At 70.2% G+C, this 19,958-nt stretch carries 16 protein-coding genes; 7 read left to right on the forward strand and 9 right to left on the reverse strand.

The features are described 5' to 3' along the window. Positions 1 to 3 precede the first annotated feature (3 nt). Positions 4 to 1,137, reverse strand: coding sequence for an enolase C-terminal domain-like protein (locus ACWDUD_RS09445; protein ID WP_450109146.1), 1,134 nt, complete (start codon positions 1,135 to 1,137; stop codon positions 4 to 6). A 6-nt stretch (positions 1,138 to 1,143) separates the two neighbouring features. Then, the gene (locus ACWDUD_RS09450; protein WP_450109147.1) at positions 1,144 to 2,937 is read right to left on the reverse strand and encodes a thiamine pyrophosphate-requiring protein; all 1,794 of its coding nucleotides are present in this window, start codon (positions 2,935 to 2,937) and stop codon (positions 1,144 to 1,146) included. 173 nt (positions 2,938 to 3,110) lie between these two features. Between ACWDUD_RS09450 and ACWDUD_RS09455 the strand changes: the two genes are divergently transcribed. Further along, positions 3,111 to 4,925, forward strand: coding sequence for a glycoside hydrolase family 15 protein (locus ACWDUD_RS09455; RefSeq protein ID WP_450109148.1), 1,815 nt, complete (start codon positions 3,111 to 3,113; stop codon positions 4,923 to 4,925). Next, entirely contained in the window at positions 4,922 to 5,944 is a 1,023-nt protein-coding gene (locus ACWDUD_RS09460; protein ID WP_248675136.1) for an SDR family oxidoreductase, read from the forward strand. Before ACWDUD_RS09455 ends, ACWDUD_RS09460 begins: the two co-directional genes overlap by 4 nt. A 51-nt stretch (positions 5,945 to 5,995) precedes the next feature. Here ACWDUD_RS09460 and ACWDUD_RS09465 read toward each other — a convergent pair whose 3' ends face one another. Further along, a complete protein-coding gene (locus ACWDUD_RS09465; RefSeq protein ID WP_197252532.1) occupies positions 5,996 to 7,231 on the reverse strand; it encodes an HRDC domain-containing protein in 1,236 nt (411 codons plus the stop codon). Positions 7,232 to 7,294: 63 nt separating this feature from the next. Further along, positions 7,295 to 7,870 carry a DUF3000 domain-containing protein gene (locus tag ACWDUD_RS09470; protein ID WP_197252531.1) on the reverse strand — a complete coding sequence of 192 codons (576 nt, stop codon included), beginning with the start codon at positions 7,868 to 7,870 and terminating at the stop codon, positions 7,295 to 7,297. A gap of 141 nt (positions 7,871 to 8,011) precedes the next feature. On the opposite strand from ACWDUD_RS09470, the gene hemE reads away from it, so the two are divergent. The 4 genes from hemE (at position 8,012) to ACWDUD_RS09490 (ending at position 13,504) form a co-directional block, all read left to right on the forward strand. Then, positions 8,012 to 9,109: a uroporphyrinogen decarboxylase gene (gene hemE, locus ACWDUD_RS09475; RefSeq protein WP_197252530.1), complete on the forward strand. Its 1,098-nt coding sequence runs from the start codon at positions 8,012 to 8,014 to the stop codon at positions 9,107 to 9,109. Continuing rightward, a complete protein-coding gene (locus ACWDUD_RS09480) occupies positions 9,106 to 10,464 on the forward strand; it encodes a protoporphyrinogen oxidase (RefSeq protein WP_450109149.1) in 1,359 nt (452 codons plus the stop codon). The genes hemE and ACWDUD_RS09480 overlap by 4 nt, the downstream gene beginning before the upstream one ends. A gap of 5 nt (positions 10,465 to 10,469) precedes the next feature. Beyond that, complete coding sequence (hemQ, locus tag ACWDUD_RS09485) at positions 10,470 to 11,165, forward strand: hydrogen peroxide-dependent heme synthase (protein WP_248675140.1); 696 nt, start codon at positions 10,470 to 10,472, stop codon at positions 11,163 to 11,165. Between the two features lie 62 nt (positions 11,166 to 11,227). Further along, positions 11,228 to 13,504 (forward strand): molybdopterin-dependent oxidoreductase, encoded by a 2,277-nt coding sequence (locus tag ACWDUD_RS09490; protein ID WP_450109204.1) that lies wholly within the window; start codon positions 11,228 to 11,230, stop codon positions 13,502 to 13,504. A gap of 13 nt (positions 13,505 to 13,517) precedes the next feature. On the opposite strand, the gene ACWDUD_RS09495 is transcribed toward ACWDUD_RS09490, so the two are convergent. The 4 genes from ACWDUD_RS09495 to ACWDUD_RS09510 form a co-directional block, all read right to left on the reverse strand. Further along, positions 13,518 to 14,492 carry an L-lactate dehydrogenase gene (locus tag ACWDUD_RS09495; RefSeq protein ID WP_450109150.1) on the reverse strand — a complete coding sequence of 325 codons (975 nt, stop codon included), beginning with the start codon at positions 14,490 to 14,492 and terminating at the stop codon, positions 13,518 to 13,520. A 47-nt stretch (positions 14,493 to 14,539) separates the two neighbouring features. Continuing rightward, positions 14,540 to 14,968, reverse strand: coding sequence for a peptide-methionine (R)-S-oxide reductase MsrB (gene msrB / locus ACWDUD_RS09500; protein WP_450109151.1), 429 nt, complete (start codon positions 14,966 to 14,968; stop codon positions 14,540 to 14,542). Between the two features lie 10 nt (positions 14,969 to 14,978). Then, complete coding sequence (locus ACWDUD_RS09505) at positions 14,979 to 16,265, reverse strand: glycosyltransferase family 87 protein (protein WP_450109152.1); 1,287 nt, start codon at positions 16,263 to 16,265, stop codon at positions 14,979 to 14,981. Between the two features lie 61 nt (positions 16,266 to 16,326). Then, complete coding sequence (locus ACWDUD_RS09510) at positions 16,327 to 17,886, reverse strand: alpha/beta hydrolase (protein WP_450109153.1); 1,560 nt, start codon at positions 17,884 to 17,886, stop codon at positions 16,327 to 16,329. 178 nt (positions 17,887 to 18,064) lie between these two features. Between ACWDUD_RS09510 and zapE the strand changes: the two genes are divergently transcribed. Beyond that, a complete protein-coding gene (gene zapE, locus ACWDUD_RS09515) occupies positions 18,065 to 19,078 on the forward strand; it encodes a cell division protein ZapE (RefSeq protein WP_248675144.1) in 1,014 nt (337 codons plus the stop codon). A gap of 21 nt (positions 19,079 to 19,099) precedes the next feature. On the opposite strand, the gene ACWDUD_RS09520 is transcribed toward zapE, so the two are convergent. Then, positions 19,100 to 19,654: a GNAT family N-acetyltransferase gene (locus ACWDUD_RS09520; protein ID WP_450109154.1), complete on the reverse strand. Its 555-nt coding sequence runs from the start codon at positions 19,652 to 19,654 to the stop codon at positions 19,100 to 19,102. Positions 19,655 to 19,958 lie beyond the last annotated feature (304 nt).

The following is a 19,958-nucleotide window of genomic DNA, read 5'->3' on the forward strand; positions in this document are numbered from 1 at the left end:
CGGTCAATCCTTTCCGGCGGTATTTGGGTGGGGTCCGTGCACGCGGTACCGGTCGATGTCGCCCACCCGCAGCGACAGGCCGTGTCCCGGTGCATCCGGATCGGGGCGGAGGAATCCTCCGGTGGGGTCGAGGTCGCCGTCGAAGAAGAGGGACTCGATCCGGACGTGATCGTGGAACCATTCCAGATGCCGCAGGTTCGGGGTCGCGGCGGCGACGTGCACGTGCAGGTGCGGTGCGCAGTGCCCGGAGATGTCGAGGTGGTGGGACGCGGCGACCGCGGCGACGCGCCGCCATTCGGTGATCCCGCCGCACCGGGACACATCGGCCTGCAGGCAATCGACGGCGCCGGCTGCGCACATGCGGCGGAAGTACGTCAGGTCGTAGCCGTATTCGCCGGCGGTGACGTCGGCGTCGACCGCCTCACGGACGCGTCGTAGCCCGTCTAGGTCGTCGGAGGAGACCGGCTCCTCGAACCATCGCACCCGCGCGTCCGCCGCGGCCGACGCCACCCGGATCGCCTGCTTGACCCCGTACGCGCCGTTGGCGTCGACGAACAGTTCGGCGTCGTCACCGATCGAGTTGCGGGACAAGTGGATACGAGCGAGATCGCGGTCGGTCGCGGCGCCGCGGTCCTGGCCGATCTTGATCTTCACCCGGGGAATCTCCTGGACGTGCACCCAGTATTCGAGCTGTGCGGTGAGCCGATCCGCGTCGTAGGTGGTGAACCCGCCGGAGCCGTACACCGGGACCCGGTCGTGCACCGCGCCGAGCAGCCGGTGCAGCGGCAGTCCCAGCAGTCTCGCCGCGAGGTCCCAGAGGGCGACGTCCACCGCGGAGATCGCGCAGGCCGCCACCCCGGGGCGTCCGGCGTTGCGCACCGACCGGTACATGCGCTCGTACGCGCGACCGGTCGCGAACGCATCGCACCCGAGAACTTCGTCGGCGAGGATGTCGGTGACCACGTCGGCGCAGGCGACGGGCCCGTAGGTCCATCCGGTGCCGACCCGTCCGCCCGCGGCCACGCGCACCAGCACGAGGGTGGTCGACGTCCACGCGAGCGTGCCGTCCGCCTCCTCGGTGTCGGTGGGCACGGTGTACGCCGTGGCGGTGATCTCCTCGATCGGTGCGTCGAGCACGCCGGCTCATCCGTTCTTGTGCGGCAGGAACTCCTGGACCTTCGTCGCCAGGCCGGTCGTGACGAATCCCCACGCGTCCTCGTCGCCCTGCAGGACCGCGGCGGTCGTGGACTTGAACTGATCCCAGGTCGCGTGGGGCGGGATCGGCGGCATATCCGGATCGGTGTGCACGTCCAGGAGGGTCGGGCGATCCGCGGACAGGGCCGTCTCCCACGCCCCCGCCAGTTCGTCCGGAGCGGTGACGGTGACGCCACCGAGACCGAGACCGGCTGCGAAGGCCGCGTAGTCGACGTCCGGAAGCGTCTGGGACTCCACGAATTTCGGGGCGCCGGACATCGCCCGCATCTCCCACGTGACCTGGTTGAGGTCGTTGTTGTGCAGGACGGCGACGATCAGCCGCGGATCGTCCCACTGCTGCCAGTACCGCTTGACGGTGATCAGCTCGGCGAGACCGTTCATCTGCATCGCCCCGTCGCCCGCGAAGACGATCACCGGGCGGCCCGGATGCGCGAACTTGGCGCCGATCCCGTAGGGCACGCCCGGTCCCATCGTCGCGAGGGTCCCGGACAGCGATCCGCGCATTCCGGGCCGGAATTTCAGTTGCCGCGCATACCAATTCGCGGCCGAGCCGGAGTCCGCCGTGACGATCGCGTCGTCCGGCAGCCGTGTCGAGGCCTCGGCGAACATGCGCAGCGGGTTGATCGGATCGGCGTCCACCTCGGCCTGCTTGTCCATCGTCTCCCACCAACGGGCGACGTCGGATTCGATCTTCTCCCGCCAGGTCCGGTCCTCCTTGCGCCGCAAGTTCGGAATCAACGCGCGCAGAGCGCTTTTCGCATCCGCGACGACGTTCACCTCGTACGGATAGCGCATGCCGATCATGCTGCCGTCGATGTCGATCTGCACCGCCCGGGCCTGTTCGAAACCGGGCAGGAACTGGGTGTACGGGAAGCTCGAACCGACGGTGAGGAGGGTGTCGCAGTCCCGCATCATCTCGTAGCTCGGCCGGGTGCCCAGCAGACCGATCGCACCGGTCACCCAGGGCAGTTCGTCGGAGAGCACGTCCTTGCCGAGCAACGCCTTCGCCGCACCCGCGCCCAGCAGGTCGGCGACCTGGGCGACCTCCTCGTGGGCGCCGCGCGCACCCTGTCCGACCAGCATCGCGACCTTCGTGCCGGCGTTCAGCACATCGGCGGCCCGGCTCACGGCATCGGCGTCCGGATCCACCGCGGGACGGTCGAAGCCGACACTGGACGGCACCATCTTGAACGCGTGGGCGGGCGGGGAGTAGTCCAGTTCCTGCACGTCTGCCGGAATGATCAGGGCGGTCGGGGCCCGGCGGGTCAGCGCGACCCGGAACGCGCGGTCGAGGACGTTCGGCAACTGCTCGGGGACCGTCACCATCTGCACGTAGTCGGAGGCGACGTCCTTGTACAGGCTGAGCAGATCCACCTCCTGCTGGTAGGACCCGCCCATCGCACTGCGGTTGGTCTGCCCGACGATCGCGACCACCGGAACGTGATCGAGTTTGGCGTCGTACAGGCCGTTGAGCAGATGGATCGCGCCGGGCCCGGACGTCGCCATGCACACCCCGACCCGGTCGGTGAACTTCGCGTAGCCGACGGCCTCGAAGGCGCTCATCTCCTCGTGGCGGGACTGGACGAACTGCGGATCGTCGTCGGCACGTCCCCAGGCGGCGAGGATGCCGTTGATCCCGTCCCCGGCGTAGGCGAAGACGTGCTTCACTCCCCACGCGCGCAGACGTTCGAGCAGATAGTCGGAAACCTTCTGGCTGGACATCGGACGGGTCCTCCTCACGGATCGACGGACCGACATCGGACTCGGTTCGGGTTCCCCGCTCCAGCGTGTCTATTCACAACCGGAACCATCGATTCGCTCGAGCACCGTTTGAGCCGGTTTCCCGCCGGGAATTCCGTTCCGAACGGTCTCGAAACGGCAGGAAGGAAGTGCCGATGGCGGATCCGGCTGCGTGCCGCGAGAGCACCGCGCCGGCGCCGGCCGACTCGACCGGGCACGACCACCGACTCCGGCCGCACGTGCTGCGCGACTACGCGCTCATCGCGGACGGGGAACGCGGTGCGCTCATCGGCCCCCGCGGGGATCTCGCGTGGATGTGCGCGCCCCGCTGGGACAGTGACGCGGTGTTCTCCTCGCTGCTCGGTGGCCCGGGTGCCTATGTCGTCGAACCGGACAGTGACCGCTACACCTGGGGTGGCTTCTACGAGGACCGCACCCTCATCTGGCGCAGCCACTGGGTCACCGCGACCGGGATCGTCGAATCGCGGGACGCGTTGGCCTTTCCCGGCGACCCGCACACCGCGATCGTGCTGCGCCGCATCGTCGCCGCCGACGCCGACGCACAGGTCGACGTCGAACTGCTCGTCGCCGCCGGATTCGGTGCGATACCCATGGACACGATCACGGCCGAATCCGGCGTGTGGACGATGCGTGCCGGCCCGCTGAGACTCCGCTGGACCGGCGCGCCCGACGCACACATCCACGACGGCCGGCTCGCCGCGACCGTCCGGCTACGGTGCGGGGAATACCACGACCTGGTGCTGGAACTGAGCGATCGGACCCTGCCCGGCCGTCCGCCGGACCCCGACGATCTCTGGACCCGCACCGAACACGCCTGGCACCGCGCACTACCCCCGGTCGAAGGCACCCTCGCCGACCGCGACGCGCGCTTCGCCTCCGCGGTGTTGCGGGGCCTCACCGGTGGCAGCGGCGGCATGGTCGCCGCCGCGACGACGTCGCTGCCGGAGCGGGCCGAACAGGGACGCAACTACGACTACCGCTACAGCTGGATCCGCGACCAGTGCTACGCCGGTGTCGCGTTCGCGACCGCCGGTCCGCATCCCCTCCTCGACACCGCTGTCGGATTCGTCTCCGAACGACTCCTCGCCGACGGTGAGGAGTTGAAACCCGCCTACACCGTCGAGGGCGGCCGGGTGCCCGACGAGAAGACCGTGGACCTGCCCGGATATCCGGGAGCGGACGTGCGCGCCGGCAATCACGTCAACGCCCAGTTCCAGCTCGACGTGTTCGGCGAGGCACTGGTGCTGTTCGCCGCCGCGGCCCGCCTCGACCGGCTCGACGCCGTGCACCACCGGGCGGTGGACGTCGCGGTCGAGGCGATCGAGAAGCACTGGCGCGACGCCGACGCGGGGATCTGGGAGCTCGACGACCGGTACTGGGCGCATTCCCGGCTGATCTGCGCGGCGGGGCTGCGCTCGATGGCGCGGTACGGGCCGGCACGGCCCTCCGGCCGGTGGAACGCGCTCGCCGACACCCTCGTCGCCGCCACCACCGAGACCTGCCTGCACCGGTCCGGACGCTGGCAGCGTGCCCCCGGCGACGACCGGGTCGACGCCGCGCTGCTGTTGCCGGCCATCCGCGGTGCCGTCCCGGCGGACGATCCGCGTAGCCGACGGACCCTCGACGCCGTGCGCGCCGACCTCGGTCGCGAAGGCTACGTCTACCGGTTCCGGCACGAGAAGGGGCCGCTCGAGGCGGCCGAAGGCGCCTTCCTGCTCTGCGGATTCGTGATGGCCCTGGCCGAGCACCAGCAGGGACACCGGACCGCCGCGGCGCGGTGGTTCGAACGCAACCGCTCCGCGTGTGGCTCGCCGGGACTGTTCACCGAGGAGTTCGACGTCGAACAACGTCAGCTGCGCGGCAACCTTCCGCAGTGCTTCGTCCACGCCCTGCTGTTCGAATCCGCCCATCGACTGGCCGAGGACCCCGGCCGAGAGGAATCGTCATGACCGAGATGCCGACGCAGGTCGTGGTGGTCACCGGCGCCACCGGTGGTATCGGCCGGGCGGTCGCCCGCGCCTACGGTGCCCGCGGCGCCCGGGTGGCGCTGCTGGCCCGCGGCGAAGCCGGGTTAGACGCGGCCGCCCGCGACGTCACCGCCGCCGGCGGCACCGCGCTGCCCATACCCACCGACGTCGCGGACCCGGACCGCGTGGAGGCGGCGGCGAGCCGCACCGAGGACGAACTCGGACCCATCGATGTGTGGGTGAACGTGGCATTCACCTCGGTGTTCGCGCCCGCGACGGAGATCTCGGCGGCCGAGTACCGCCGCGTCACCGAGGTGAACTACCTCGGCTACGTCTACGGCACCTGTGCCGCACTGCGCCGGATGAAACCCCGGAACCGCGGCTCCGTCGTACAGGTCGGCTCCGCGCTGGCCTATCGAGGCATCCCCCTGCAGAGCGCGTACTGCGGTTCCAAGCACGCCATCCAGGGCTTCACCGAATCCCTGCGCTGCGAACTGCTGCACGAGCACAGCGGCGTGCACGTGACAATGGTGCAGATGCCCGCCGTGAACACCCCGCAGTTCTCCTGGGTGCGTTCGCGGTTGCCCAAGCGGGCGCAGCCGGTACCGCCGATCTTCCAGCCCGAGGTCGCCGCGCGTGCGGTGCTCCACGCGGCCGACCACCCGCGACGCCGTGAGTACTGGGTGGGGGCGAGCACCGCCGTCACGCTGGCACTCAACGCCGTCGCTCCCGGTCTGCTCGACCGGTATCTGGCCCGGACCGGCTACGCCTCGCAGCAGACCGAGCAACCCCGTGACCCGGACCAGCCGGAGAACCTGTTCACCCCGGCCGACGACGAGGAGGGGCGGGACTTCGGTGCCCACGGAGCCTTCGACGAGCGGGCGCATTCACACAGTCCGCAGGTGTGGGCCTCCCAGCACCACGGCGTGCTCGGGGGCGCCGCGGTCGCGGTCGTGGCCGGAGCCGCGGCGATCGGCGTCGGCCGCCGCCTGCGCCCGTGAGGCGGTCCCGGCATCACGTCCCCGGCGTGCTGCCGGTAACGATCGTTCCGCTCAGGCCGTCAGAACGGTCGCCAGCCTCGGTGCCACGACCTCGCGCTGCCACGGCCGGGCACCGCCCTCGACGAATCGCATCGCGATGTACTCGGTGACGTCGACACCGGGGACCGGGTCCCAGTCCCAGCACAACCGCCGCACGAGTTCCGGACTGATCAGGTTCTCGACCGGAACCTGCACGGACTCGCTGATCGCGGTGAGTTCCGTACGGGCAGCGGCCAGGCGCGCCGCCGCCTCCGGGTGATGACGCGACCACCGGTTCGCCGGCGGGGGACCGACGAACGGCTGCGCGAGTGGCGGCAACTGCGACTGGGGCAGCGCGCGGGCACGTTCGATCGCGGCCAGCCACACCCGGGACAAGCGGCGTTGCCGCGGCCCACCGAAGACCGGCAGCGCGCGCAGTTCCTCGGGGCTGCGCGGATCGGCCTCCGCGGCCGCGATGATGGCGGAATCGGGAAGCACCCGACCCGGCGCGATGTCGCGGCGGGCCGCCATCTCGTCGCGGGTCGTCCACAGTTCCCGCACGATCGCGAGGCGCCGCGGATCCTTCAGGGTGTGGATCTTCGACGTGCGCCGCCACCGGTCCGGCTTCGGTGCCGGCGGCCCCGCCGACCGGACGTGCTCGAACTCCTCGGCAGCCCATCGCGACTTCCCCTGGCGATCGAGTTCCTCGGCCATCGCGTCCCGCAGGTCGACGAGGATCTCGACGTCCAGAGCCGCGTAGTTGAGCCACGATTCGGGCAGCGGCCGGGTGGACCAGTCCGCGGCACCGTGGCCCTTGCGCAACTCGAAACCGAGCATGCGCTCGACGATCGCGGCGAGCCCGACCCGCTCGAACCCGGCGAGCCGTCCGGCCAGTTCGGTGTCGTACACCGAATCCGGGTGCAAGCCCAGCTCCGCCAGGCACGGAAGGTCCTGGTCGGCGGAGTGCAGCACCCACTCCAGTCCGTTGATCGCCTCGGCGAGCGGTGCGAGCGCACCTGCGGTGGGAATCGGGTCGATCAGCACCGTTCCGGCCCCGGCGCGCCGCAGCTGGATCAGGTAGGCACGTGATGAATAGCGGTAGCCGGAGGCGCGTTCGGCGTCCACGGCGAGCGGCCCGCTTCCCGCCGTCAGCGCAGCCGCGGCGGCGTCGACACCCGCCGCGGTGGTGATCACATCCGGGACACCGTCGCGCGGGGTGAGCAGGGGAACGGGTGTCCGCAGGGACTCGTTTTCTTCTGCTACCGACATGAAATGGACTCTAGACCGATTCGGAGCGGTCGAGCGCGGACTGTCGGGACCGGTGCCCCCGCGTCAGCGCTGGAGGCGCACCACACCGACCGGGGGAAGACCCGCCGCATACGCGAGGACCTCGCAGAACGCCTCCACGTGCGGACCCAGCTCGCCGGACAGCGGCGTCCACGACGCCCGCAATTCCAGTTGGTGGGCCCGCGCGGGTCCGGCGATGTCCCCGAACCGCACCGAACTCGTGGACGTGACCGTGCCGCCGAGCGCCGTCAGCGGTTGTCCGTGCGCCTCGAGCGCGTCGACGAGCCAGCTCCACGCGACCTCCGGGAGCAGCGGATCCGACGCCAGCGTCGCGTCGACGTCCGCCTGGATGTAGGCCACCAGCCGCATCGTGCCGTCCCAGGCGTCGTCACCGGACGGATCGTGCAACAGGATCAACCGTCCGAACGCGTCGCCTTCGGATTCCTCGGGAACCGGCCCGGATTCGTCGTGCAGCACCTCGGCGCCCAGCGCGTAGCTGAACGGGGCCAGTCGTTGGGGCGGCCGGATCGGACCGACCTCGATCTCCGGGCGCACCGTCGCCGCGTTCATCGCTTCGATCGCGGCGCGGAACTGAGCGGGTTCTGCGGGCGAGGTGGTCACGACAGCGGACGTTAGTGCCGGTGATGCACAGCACGCGGGAGGCGCGCCGATTCCGGAGGCCTACGGCGGCGTGGCAGCATGGGCAGCATCCCGTGCCCGCCGTGACGGGTACCGAACCATGCTCCTGGAAGACGAGGATCGATGACCGGCCTGGAAGACACGAACGTCGGCTCCACCACCCCCGCGGAGTACCCGAGCCGACGCCGGCTCGACACGGCCCCGTTGCTGGCCGCAGCGCGCGGCACCGAGCCGACCCACCGACCGGTGTGGTTCATGCGCCAGGCAGGCAGATCGCTGCCCGAATACCGGGAGATCCGGGCAGGAATCGGCATGCTCGAATCCTGCTTCCGGCCCGAACTGGTGTGCGAGATCACCCTGCAGCCGGTCCGTCGCCACAAGGTCGACGCCGCCATCCTCTTCTCCGACATCGTGGTGCCCCTCAAGGCCGCCGGGATCGACCTCGACATCGTCGCCGGCACCGGTCCGGTCGTCGCGAACCCGGTGCGGTCCGCCGCGGACGTCGCCGCGCTGCCGACCCTCGAAGCCGAGGAGGTCGGGGCGGTCGCGCGCGCTGTGGGATTGCTCACCCGCGAGCTCGGTGACACCCCGCTGATCGGGTTCGCCGGCGCGCCGTTCACTCTCGCCTCCTATCTCGTCGAGGGCGGACCGAGCCGCAACCACGAGCGCACCAAGGCGCTCATGCACTCCGATCCCGCGACCTGGCACGCCCTGCTCGGCCGGCTGGCGGACATCACCATCGCGTTCCTGCATGCACAGCTGCACGCGGGCGTCGACGCGATCCAGTTGTTCGATTCGTGGGCCGGGGCGCTCTCGCTCGCCGACTACCGCGAGTACGTGCTGCCGCACTCGCAGCGGGTGTTCGCCGAGATCGAGGCGGCCCGGGTGCCGCGCATCCACTTCGGGGTCGGGACCGGTGAGCTGCTCGGCGCGATGGGCGAAGCCGGCGCCGACGTGGTGGGCGTCGATTGGCGCATCCCGCTCGACGTCGCCGCCGGTCGCATCGGCCCGGGCAAGGGCCTGCAGGGCAACCTCGATCCGGCGATCCTGTTCGCCGGGTGGGACGTGATCGAACGCGAGGTGCGCCGGATCGCCGCCGAAGCCGATCGTGCCCGCGCCGCCGGCGCCACCGGCCACATCTTCAACCTGGGCCACGGCGTGCTGCCCGACACCGATCCGACAGTGTTGACCCGCGTCGTCGAACTGGTGCATTCGCTGTGAGCACGCCGACCGTCGTAGTCGTCGGCGGTGGTGTCACCGGACTCGTGACCGCCTACCGGCTGCGGACGAGCCTCGGTGCCGGCGCCCGGATCGTGATCCTGGAACAGTCCGATCGGCTCGGCGGGAAGCTGCGCACCGTGCCGCTCGCGGGCGACCCCGTCGACGTCGGTGCCGAGGCCTTCATCGGCCGCCGCCCCGAGATGCCCGCGCTGCTCGACGAACTGGGCCTGACCGATCAGCTCGTGTACCCGGCCGGTGCCCGGCCGCTGATCTACGCGGGCGCCGAACTGCATCCGATGCCGGGCGGCACCCTGATGGGCATCCCTGCCGATGCGCAGGCACTGGCCGGGCTCGTCGACACCGCCACCCTCGACCGGATCGCCGCCGAACCGGACCTGCCGTTCCACTGGGAACGCGGGGGAGACGTCTCGGTCGCCGAACTCGTCGGGACACGATTCGGGGATCAGGTGGTGCGGCGCAGCGTCGATCCGCTGCTCGGCGGGGTGTACTCCGGCCTGTCCGACACCGCCGGTGTGCGCGCGACCCTCCCCACGCTCGCCGCGGCACTCGACGACGGTGCGCCGAGCCTGAGCGAGGCCGTGCGCCGGGCGTTGCCGCCGCCGTCGACCGCCCCGGTCTTCGGGACACTCCGCGACGGCTACGGCGTGTTGCTCGACGCGCTCGAGCGGGCCGCCGACGCCGAGATCCACCGCGGCACGGCGGCATCGGCGCTGCGTCGCGCCGGCCGCAGATGGTCGATCGACCCGATCGGGGAGGTCGACGGCGTCGTCCTCGCGGTGCCCGCGCCGCAGGCCGCCGCGCTGCTCGCCGACGCGGTTCCCGCCGGGGCCGAGCAGGCGGCCCGGATTCCGCTCGCGTCGTCGGTGGTCGTCGCGCTCGCGCTGCCCCGGGATTCGGGGCTGCCCCGCAACTCCGGGATCCTCGTCGCGACCGGCGAGGATCTGTCGGCGAAGGCGTTCACGCTGTCGAGTCGCAAGTGGCCGCACCTGGCCGAGCGTGATGTGGAACTGGCGCGCGCGTCGTTCGGGCGGTTCGGCGACGCCGGGCTCGTCGACGCCGACGACGATCTGCTGATCGCACTGGCCCGCAAGGACCTCGCGACCGTCACCGGGGTGACCGCGGAACCGGTCGCCGCGTTCGTGCAGCGCTGGCACGGCGGGCTGCCGCAGTACCGCGCGGGACACGACGAGATCGTCGCGGCACTCGAGGCCGCGGTCGCCGACGTCGACGGCATCGAAGTGGCCGGAGCGATGCTGCACGGCGTCGGTGTGCCGGCGTGCGTCGCATCGGGTACAACGGCCGCAGCGCGGCTGACGACACGAGTGGCAGGATGAGGAACATGGCACGTCTCGATTTCGACAAGCTCAATTCGACCCTGCGTTACGCGATGTGGTCGGTGTTCCAGGTGCGTCCCGGGGTTCTGGGCGACGACCGCGCCGAGGCACTCGAGGATCTGCAGAAGTTCCTCGCCTCGTACGAGAACACCGACGTCGTCGTTCGCGGCATCTACGACATCGCCGGCATGCGCGCCGACGCGGACTTCATGTTCTGGACGCACGCCGAGCGCATCGAGGATCTGCAGAAGTTCTACGCGGACTTCCGCCGCACCACGATCCTCGGCCGCGCCAGCAACCCGGTGTGGTCGAACACGGCGCTGCACCGCCCCGCGGAGTTCAACAAGAGCCACGTTCCGTCGTTCATCGCGGGCGAGGATCCCGGCAACTACATCTGCGTGTACCCGTTCGTGCGGTCGTACGACTGGTACCTGCTGCCCGACGAGGACCGTCGCCGCATCCTCGCCGAGCACGGCAAGGCCGGCCGCGGCTACCCGGATGTGCGCGCGAACACGGTCCCGGCGTTCGCGCTCGGTGACTACGAGTGGATCCTCGCCTTCGAGGCTCCGGAACTCGACCGCATCGTCGACCTCATGCGCGATCTGCGCGCGACCGAGGCCCGTTACCACGTGCGTCTGGAGACCCCGTTCTTCAGCGGCCCCCGCGTCGACGCGGACCGGCTGATCAACGCGCTGCCCTGATGCGGATGCCGGAGCAGGAAGCCGAATCGAATCACAGCAGGCCTCCGCGGCGGTACTCGCACATGTCCCACTGGGGCATGTACGAGGCCGAAGCCGCGAACGGTGAGGTCACCGCCGTGCACCCGTACCCGGGTGACGCCGACCCGTCGGCGATTCTCGGCAACCTGCCCGGCTCGGTGCGGCACCGGTCCCGCATCACCGGTCCCGCCGTGCGGCGCGGCTGGCTCGAGAACGGACCGGGGCCGAGCAGCGCCCGCGGCAGCGACGAATTCGTCGCCGTGTCGTGGGACGAACTGACCGGACTGCTCGCCGGGGAACTGCGCCGCGTCGTCGACACCCACGGCAACCGTGCGATCTTCGGCGGTTCCTACGGGTGGTCGTCGCCCGGCCGGTTCCATCACGCGCAGAGCCAGGTCCACCGGTTCCTGAAGATGCTCGGCGGCTACACGCGCTCGGTGCACAGTTATTCGCTCGGCGCCACCGGCGTGATCATGCCGCGGGTCGTGGGCACGCACTGGAAGCTGTTCGCACGCTCCACCAACTGGGACGTCATTGCCCGCGAGACGGACCTGATGGTGTGTTTCGGCGGGGTGCCGCTGAAGAACACCGCGGTCAACGACGGGGGCACCAGCAACCATCCGACCCGCGACGCCCTCGACCGGTTGCGCGCCCGGGGCGGGCGCATCGTGTCGATCAGCCCGCTGCGCGACGACCTGCACGGCGACGCCGAACGACTGGCCCCGCGCCCCGGCACCGACGTCGCGATCATGCTGGCCCTCGCGTACGTGCTCGCCACCGAGGACCTCGCCGACCGCGCGTTCCTCGACCGCTACTGCACCGGCTACGACAAGTTCGAGGACTACCTGCTCGGGCGCACCGACGGCATCCCGAAGACCCCGCAGTGGGCGGCGGACCTGTCCGGCCTGCCCGCCGCAACCCTCACCGACCTCGCCCGCCGCATGGCCGCCGGGCGGACCCTGGTCACCGTCACGTGGTCGCTGCAGCGGGTCCGCCACGGCGAGCAGGCCCCCTGGGCCGGGGTGACGCTCGCCGCGATGCTCGGCCAGATCGGCGTGCCGGGCGGGGGATTCGGGCACGGATACGGATCGATGAACGAACCCGGGCTCGCGCCGGTGCCGTATCCGCTGCCGACGCTGTTCCAGGGACAGAACCCGGTCGACGAGGCGATCCCGGTCGCCGCGATCTCCGACCTGCTGCTGCGGCCGGGGGAGCAGTACGACTTCGACGGACGGCGCCGCACCTTCCCCGACATCCGGCTCGTGTACTGGGCCGGCGGCAACCCGTTCCACCACCACCAGGATCTCGGCCGGCTGAAGCGGGCGCTGGCACGGCCCGACACGATCGTCGTGCACGATCCGTACTGGACGCCGATGGCCAAGCACGCCGACATCGTCGTGCCGTCCACCACGTCGTTCGAACGCGAGGATCTCTCGTGCACCCGCAACGATCCGCTGCTGGTGGCGATGCAGGCCGCGACGCCCCGCTACGCGCAGGCCCGCGACGACTACGACACGTTCGCCGCGCTCGCGCACCGGCTGGGATTCGGACCGCAGTTCACGGAGAACCGCACCGCACGGCAGTGGATCGAGCACCTCTACGAGCAGTGGCGCGGATTCGTCCTCGCCGACGGGGGAGAGGCACCCGAGTTCGAGGAGTTCTGGCATCGCGGTCACGTGCGGATGCGCACGGAGGACGACCTGACGTTGTTCCAGGACTTCCGTGAGGATCCGGACACGTATCCGCTCCGCACCCCCAGCGGGCGCATCGAGATCTTCTCGGCCGACATCGACGGATTCGGCTACGACGACTGCGCCGGACACCCCACCTGGTACGAGCCGGAGGAATGGCTCGGCGGCGCCCGCGCGCAGCAGTTCCCGCTGCATCTGATCGCGAACCAGCCGCGCACCCGGTTGCACAGTCAGCTCGACCACGGCGCCACCAGCCAGGCTTCGAAGATCCACGGACGCGAACCTCTACACATGCACCCCGAGGCGGCCGCGGCGCGCGGCCTCGACGCCGGGGACATCGTGCGGGTGTTCAACGACCGCGGCGCGTGCCTGGCCGGTGTGGTGCTCGACGACGGGCTGCGGCCGGACGTCGTGCAGTTGTCCACGGGCGCCTGGTACGACCCGCTCGACCCGTCGGACCCGAACTCGATGTGCGTGCACGGCAACCCGAACGTGCTGACCCCCGACATCGGCACGTCGTCGCTGGCGCGCGGCTGCACCGGGCAGCACGTGCTGGTCGAGATCGAACGATTCGACGGCGAACTGCCGCCGATCCGCGCGTACGACCCGCCCGTGGTCCGCGCCCGCTGACCCGTCGGGGCTCTCAGCGTTCGAGGGTCGCCTGCACCTCCCGCAGCGTGCGGGCCGAGGCGCGCAGGCCCTCGCGCTCCTCGTCGGACATCGCCACGTCGAGCACCTGGGCCGCCCCGCGGCTGTCGACGACGGTCGGCAGCGACAGGCACACCCCGGACAGATCCTCGGGACCGCTCTGGAGGGTCGACACCGGCAGCACCCGGTGCTGATCGCGCAGCACCGCCTCGATGATCCGGGCCGTGGACAACCCGATCGCCAGATTGGTCGCGCCCTTGCCCCGGATGATCTCGTATGCGCTGTGCACCACCCGGGCGGAGATGTCGGCGCGCGCCGCCGCGTCGAACAGGGGCGCGGAGGTGCCGTCGCCGGCCACGAACTTCGCTGCTGCGACGCCGCCGATCGTCGCCCCCGACCACAGCGTGATCTCCGAGTCGCCGTGTTCACCGACCACTACGGCGTGCACGTTCTCCACGGCGACCCCGGCGCGCTCGGCGATCAGGAAACGCAGGCGTCCCGAATCGAGCACGGTCCCCGAACCGAAGATGCGGCCGGGCGGGGCGTCGGTCGCGACGATCGCGGCGTGCGTGACGACGTCGACGGGATTGCTGACGAACAGCACCACCGCGTCCGGGGACTGCTCGAGCAACGCGGGCGTCAGGACCTGCACCAGCGCCACGTTCGCCGCGGCGAGGTCGAGCCGCGACTGCCCGGGCTTCTGCTTGGCACCGGCGGTCACCACGATCATGTCCGATCCTGTGGTGACGGCGAGATCGTCACCGCCCTCGATCCGGCACGGTGGCGCGAACTGGGTGCCGTGATTCAGGTCGAGGACCTCGGCCCGGACCTTGTCGGGATTCGTGTCGTACAACGCCAGCGCCTCGGCCGAACCCCGGATGAGGCACGCATACGCGATCGCGGTCCCCACGGTGCCCGCCCCGACGATCGTCACCTTGACCTTCGGCCTGCCGAGGATGTGCTCACTCATGCCTCGACATCCTCCCGGCTGCGGACCGGTCCCGCAGCCGGAGCGGCTCAGTTCGCCGGGACCAGGCGCAGGCTGATCGAGTTGATGCAGTACCGCTGATCGGTCGGTGTCGGATAACCCTCGCCCTCGAACACGTGCCCGAGATGGCTGTGGCACGACGCGCAGAGCACCTCCACCCGGCGCATCCCCAGCGAATCGTCGGGCCGCAGGATCACCGCGTCCGAATCGGCCGGATCGTAGAACGACGGCCACCCGCAGTGCGAATGGAACTTCTCGCTGCTGCGGAACAACTCCGCGCCGCAGGCGCGGCACTCGTAGACACCCTCGGTCTCGGTGTCGGTGTACTCGCCGACGAACGGGCGTTCCGTGCCCGCCCGGCGCAACACCGCGAACTCCTCGGGAGTCAACAGCTCCCGCCATTCCTCGTCGCTGCGTTCGACCTTCGGTGCGGGTTCCGGGCGGGGCGTGGAAGTCATGATGCCGAGGCTAGTCGCGGACGGCCTGTGCGGCCATGCGCTCCTCGGGTTCCTCCGGTTCGTCGGGGACGGCGACGGGTTTCTTCGGCAACAGGAATGCCGGTTCGATGCCCGAATCCAGGCGTCCCTCACGACGCGCGGCGAGGTACCGGTCGAGCAGCACCGCGAACACGACGATGATCAGCAACGACCACCCGAACGTCGTCTTCATGTACTCGGCGGCGCGGCCCATCTCCGGCCAGCGGCCCGACAGCCAGCTGTCGTAGCTGAGGAAGCCGTAGACGGCCAGCCACGCCGGCCAGTTGCGCATCACCGAGTTCGGCAGCACCACCGTCATCAGCAGCGGGAACAGCATCATCGAGTAGTACATCTGGCCCAGCGAGCCGAGCAGGAACGAGGCGGTGAGCAGCAGGCCGGTCGCGGTGCCGACGAAGAACAGCTCGTCGTGGCGGCAGTAGCGGTACAGCAACCACAGCGCCACCAGCACCATCGCCATGAGCACGACGCGAAGCCCCAGGATCAGCCAGCTCGGCAGGCCGTAGTACATGCCGTTTCCGACGATTGCGCTGTTGAAGTAGTCACGGGCCTCGAGCAGGTAGGGCGTCGTGTGTTCGACGAACTGCCACGGGTCGACGGAGAGCGGCCAGGCGATCGCCATCAGCGCGACCGGCATCGCCACCGCCGTGACGAACACCTTCCACTGGCCACGGACCAGGGGCAGGAACAGCAGGGGAGCGAGGATCGGTTTGACCGCGAACGTCAACCCGATCGCGACGCCGGCCCACAGGTCGCGACGCGCGAGCAGCAACGTCAGGAACGCGATCTCCCCGAGCAGCACGAGACCGTTGATGTTGGTGAACACCAGCGTGTTCGTCACCGTTTCGGAGCTGAACGCCCCGAGCACGAGGATCGGCGCGATCACGGAATCGAGACCGTAGCCGAACATGCGCAGCAGCAGGTACAGCGCGATCAGGATCGCGATCGCGTTGGCGAGAATGAACAACCAGCGGGAGCGTTCGGGGTCGATCACTGCGATCGGTGAGATCAGCAGAGTGCCCGACGGCGGATACAGGTAGTGCGGATCGACCCACCGGAAGTTCGCGGTGTAGACGGGCTGCCGATTGAGGAACGCCAGCGCCGCGTTGTACACGGGTGTGAAGTCGTCGGTCCGGAAGCCGTTGACGGCTTTGATCACCACGCGGTGCAGCACCGTGAGCAGGGCCAACGGCCACACAACGCACTTGACCACCTCCACGGTGGTGCGGGCGGTGCGGGGCTCGAGACGACTGAGGAACACTACGGCACGGTACACCGGAGCCGCCGATCGGTGATCCACCCGCCCCGGCACGACGCTGCGCTCAGGCGGGACACAGGCTGCCGTTCGGCGGTAGTTCTCCGGTCTCGAGATATGCCGCGACCCGGGCCTGCGCGCACGTCGAGTGCAGGGCCGCCGCATAGCCGGCGCCCTGCCACGACACCACCGCCCATCGGGCGCCCACCGCGGTCAGTGCGCCGGTGACGGATTCGAGCCCGCCGTTGCCGACGACGGGGTCGGCGGCGGACCCGAGGACCAGCACGGGCACGTCCACCGCATCCGGCAGCGGCGGCGCCGGCATGCTCGGCCATGCGGAACAGGCCGTCAGTCCGGTCGCGGTGTCCGCGCCGAACAGCGGGTAGCTCGCTCCCCACGTGCGCTGCAGCTCCAGGGCGCGGGTGGGCGTGGGCTGCCGCTGCTTGTCGCTGCACCGGGACACGAACTGGCCGGCCGAGCTCAGCTGCGCCTCTGCGGGGTCGACGAGTTCGAGCAGCGGCATCACATCACCGTCGCGCGCGGCGGCCAGCGCATCGGACAGTTCGCGGACGCGGGCCTGCAGGTCGCCGCGGGGGCTGCCGAGGAACCCGGTCACGGCGGTGAGCATCGCGTTCGACGACAGCGGTGCCAGTTCCCCGTTCGCGGCCTTCGCGTGCAGGTCCTCGAGGACCGCCCGCGGCGTGGTGCCGAGCGAGCACTTCAGCGCCACGCACTGGCGGGCGAACGCGTCGACCGCGGCTTCGGCGCCGCGCGCCCGGCTCTCCGCGAGAAGCTCGGCGTCGGCGGTTGCGGCGGCGGGGGAGTCGAGGATCAGCCGGCCCACGTGCGTCGGGTACTCGGCGGCGTACGCCAGCGCGACGGTGGCGCCGTTCCCGATGCCGAGCAGTCCGATCCGCTCCACGTTCCAGGCCAGGCGCAGCTGGTCCAGGTCGTCGGCGGCATGTGCGGCCCCGAACATCAGCTCCTGCGGTTGCAGGTAGTCGGTGCATGTGATGGTGATCTCGCGGCTCAGCTCCGCGACGCGGCTCGGTCCGTCGCCGCTGCGGCCGAACTGGCCGAGATCGCCGAGCGCACGGAGGTCGGCGGGATAGATGCAGTCGATGGGCTGTGACGGTCCGATCCCGCGCCGGTCGACCGCGACGATCGGTCGTGTGGCGAGTACACCGGACATCGGTCCGGTGGCGAGGGCGGCGAGTGCGGTGCCGGACGGCATGTCCGTTCCCGTGGTGAGCACGAGCGGCGCGACGTCGGTCGGGGTCTGCGGCAGGCGTGCCCGCGATACCCCGAGCGGGAACGTTCCCGGCACCGTCCCGGCCTCGTCGATGGGTGCGGTGATCTCCGAGCATTCGAGGACCAGCCCGGTCGGACCGGCGGGCAGTTTCTGCGCCGCGACGGTGTCGGCGGTGCAGTCGCGCCACGCCAGGTCCTCCTCGGGCACGGGCAGCCCGGGCTCGGTGGCCTCGTCCTGTTCGGGGGCGGGGACGGCCCCGTCACCGACGTCCCGAACCACCGCGACGTCGGGCCTGGCCGAGGGCCCCGTCCCGCAGGCGGTGACCGTCGCCGCGAGCGCGACGAGGGAGACCGCGAACACACCGGTTCTGCGCATGCCGACAGCCTGCCAGGTCGCCGGGATCCGGGTGTGCACCGGTCCACGCGCGCAGCGTACGCGGGCGTGAGACGCGTGCACTCACGTGAGGTGAAGATCGGGTGACGCCGATGTGAAGTAGGTCGCAATCCGCCGCTGGTGTACGTATGGCCTCACCACACGCCTCTACCCTGGAGGAATGCAAGAACGTCTCGTCGATCGCAGTCCCGTGGTGCCGGCCGAACAACTGGTTGCACAGCTCGTGCCGCCCGCGATGTTCGACGAGGTGAGCTTCGCGTCGTACATCCCCGATCCGAACCAGCCGAGCCAGGCCGCCGCGGTCCGCGCTGCCGAGGCGTTCGTCGGCAAGATCGGCAAGATCCGCGGCGGCAAGCGCGGTCTGTTCGGTCGCAAGGCGCCGTCCACCGGCGCCGGGCTGTACCTCGACGGCGGGTTCGGTGTCGGCAAGACCCACCTGCTCGCGTCGATCTTCCACAGCGCGCCCTCGCCCAAGGCGTTCGGCACGTTCGTCGAGCTCACGCACGTGGTCGGCGCGCTCGGCTTCAACAAGGCGGTCGAGGAGCTCTCCACCCACAGCGTGCTCTGCATCGACGAGTTCGAGCTCGACGATCCGGGCGACACGATGCTGGTGTCGCGTCTGCTGACCGAGCTGTCCGCGCGCGGCGTGTCGATCGTGGCGACCTCCAACACGCTTCCCGGCCAGCTCGGTGAGGGCCGGTTCGCGGCACAGGACTTCCTCCGCGAGATCAAGAAGCTCGCCTCGATCTTCGAGACGCTGCGCGTCGACGGCCCGGACTACCGGCACCGCGACCTGCCGCCGGCGCCGGACCCGATCTCGGCGGAGGAACTGATCGAACGCGCCGAGCAGATCCCCGGCTCCACGCTCGACGACTTCGACGAGCTGTGCGCGCACCTGAGCACGCTGCATCCGTCGCGTTACGGCAAGCTCATCGAGGGCGTGTCGGCCGTCTTCCTCAACGGGGTGCACCCGGCCGAGGACCAGTCCGTCGCACTGCGTCTGGTGGTGCTCGCCGACCGGCTGTACGACGCGAGCATCCCGGTGACCGTGGCCGGTGCCAAGCTCGACGAGATCTTCACGCCGGAGATGCTGGCCGGCGGCTACCGCAAGAAGTACCTTCGCGCGACCTCGCGTCTGCTGGCGCTGTCGCGCTTCGAGGTCGCCGCCAGCTGAGGGGTATGCTTCAGGCGCCTCTCACAGTTCGCGCTGCATGACGTAGTCCTGGTGGGTCTGCGAACCCACCAGGAACGTGCGCGTGCCCACCGTCCGGAAGCCCTGCTTGAGGTAGAAGGCCTGGGCGCGTTCGTTCTCCTGGTTCACCCCGAGCCACAGTCCCGCACGCCCGGCCGCCGCGGCGCGCTCCACGATCGCGGCCATGAGCGCCGCCGACACGCCGGTGCCGTGACGGCCCGGCAGCACGTACAGCTTGCTGATCTCCACGGCCGGGGTCGCCGTGATCATCGCCGCGATGTCGGGGTCGGCCGGCGGTGCGTCGATCGCCATCAGGTAACCGACGATCTCGCCGCCGATGCTCGCCTTCAGCACGATCCGGGTCGGATCGGTCAGGTACTCGCCGAACCGTTCCGCCGAGAGGGTCTGGGCGATGAACTCGTCGATGTCGTCCCGGTTCGATCCGGGAGGGCACGCGAGCGGAAACGTGGTGGCGGCGACGTCGGCGAGCGTTTCGGTGTCCCAGATCCCGGCCTGTGCGACGGAGACGGCGGACTCTTCGACTGAAGGCGTGGACATAGGTTCCAGTAGACCACCCGGCCCACGCGCAGGTGGGCGGGGCATCGAGCCTGCCCCCGGAAATGGCTGAACCCCAGCCTTGGATGGGGGGTCATGGCTGGGGTTCATCTACCATCGGGGGGGATGGCACCACTGACGATACATGAGGGGTTCCTCAGGTTCCACTTTCCGCGGTCACGTTTCGATCACGTATCGACGGTGCAAAGGTTGCCTTTCGGACTTTCACCCTTTACTGTGGCCTGTCATGAAGCGCGTACTCGTAGTTCACCGCCGTAGCGGGGTCTGATTCGGACCGACCCCTCGC

This window comes from Rhodococcus sp. NPDC003382, assembly GCF_053589135.1.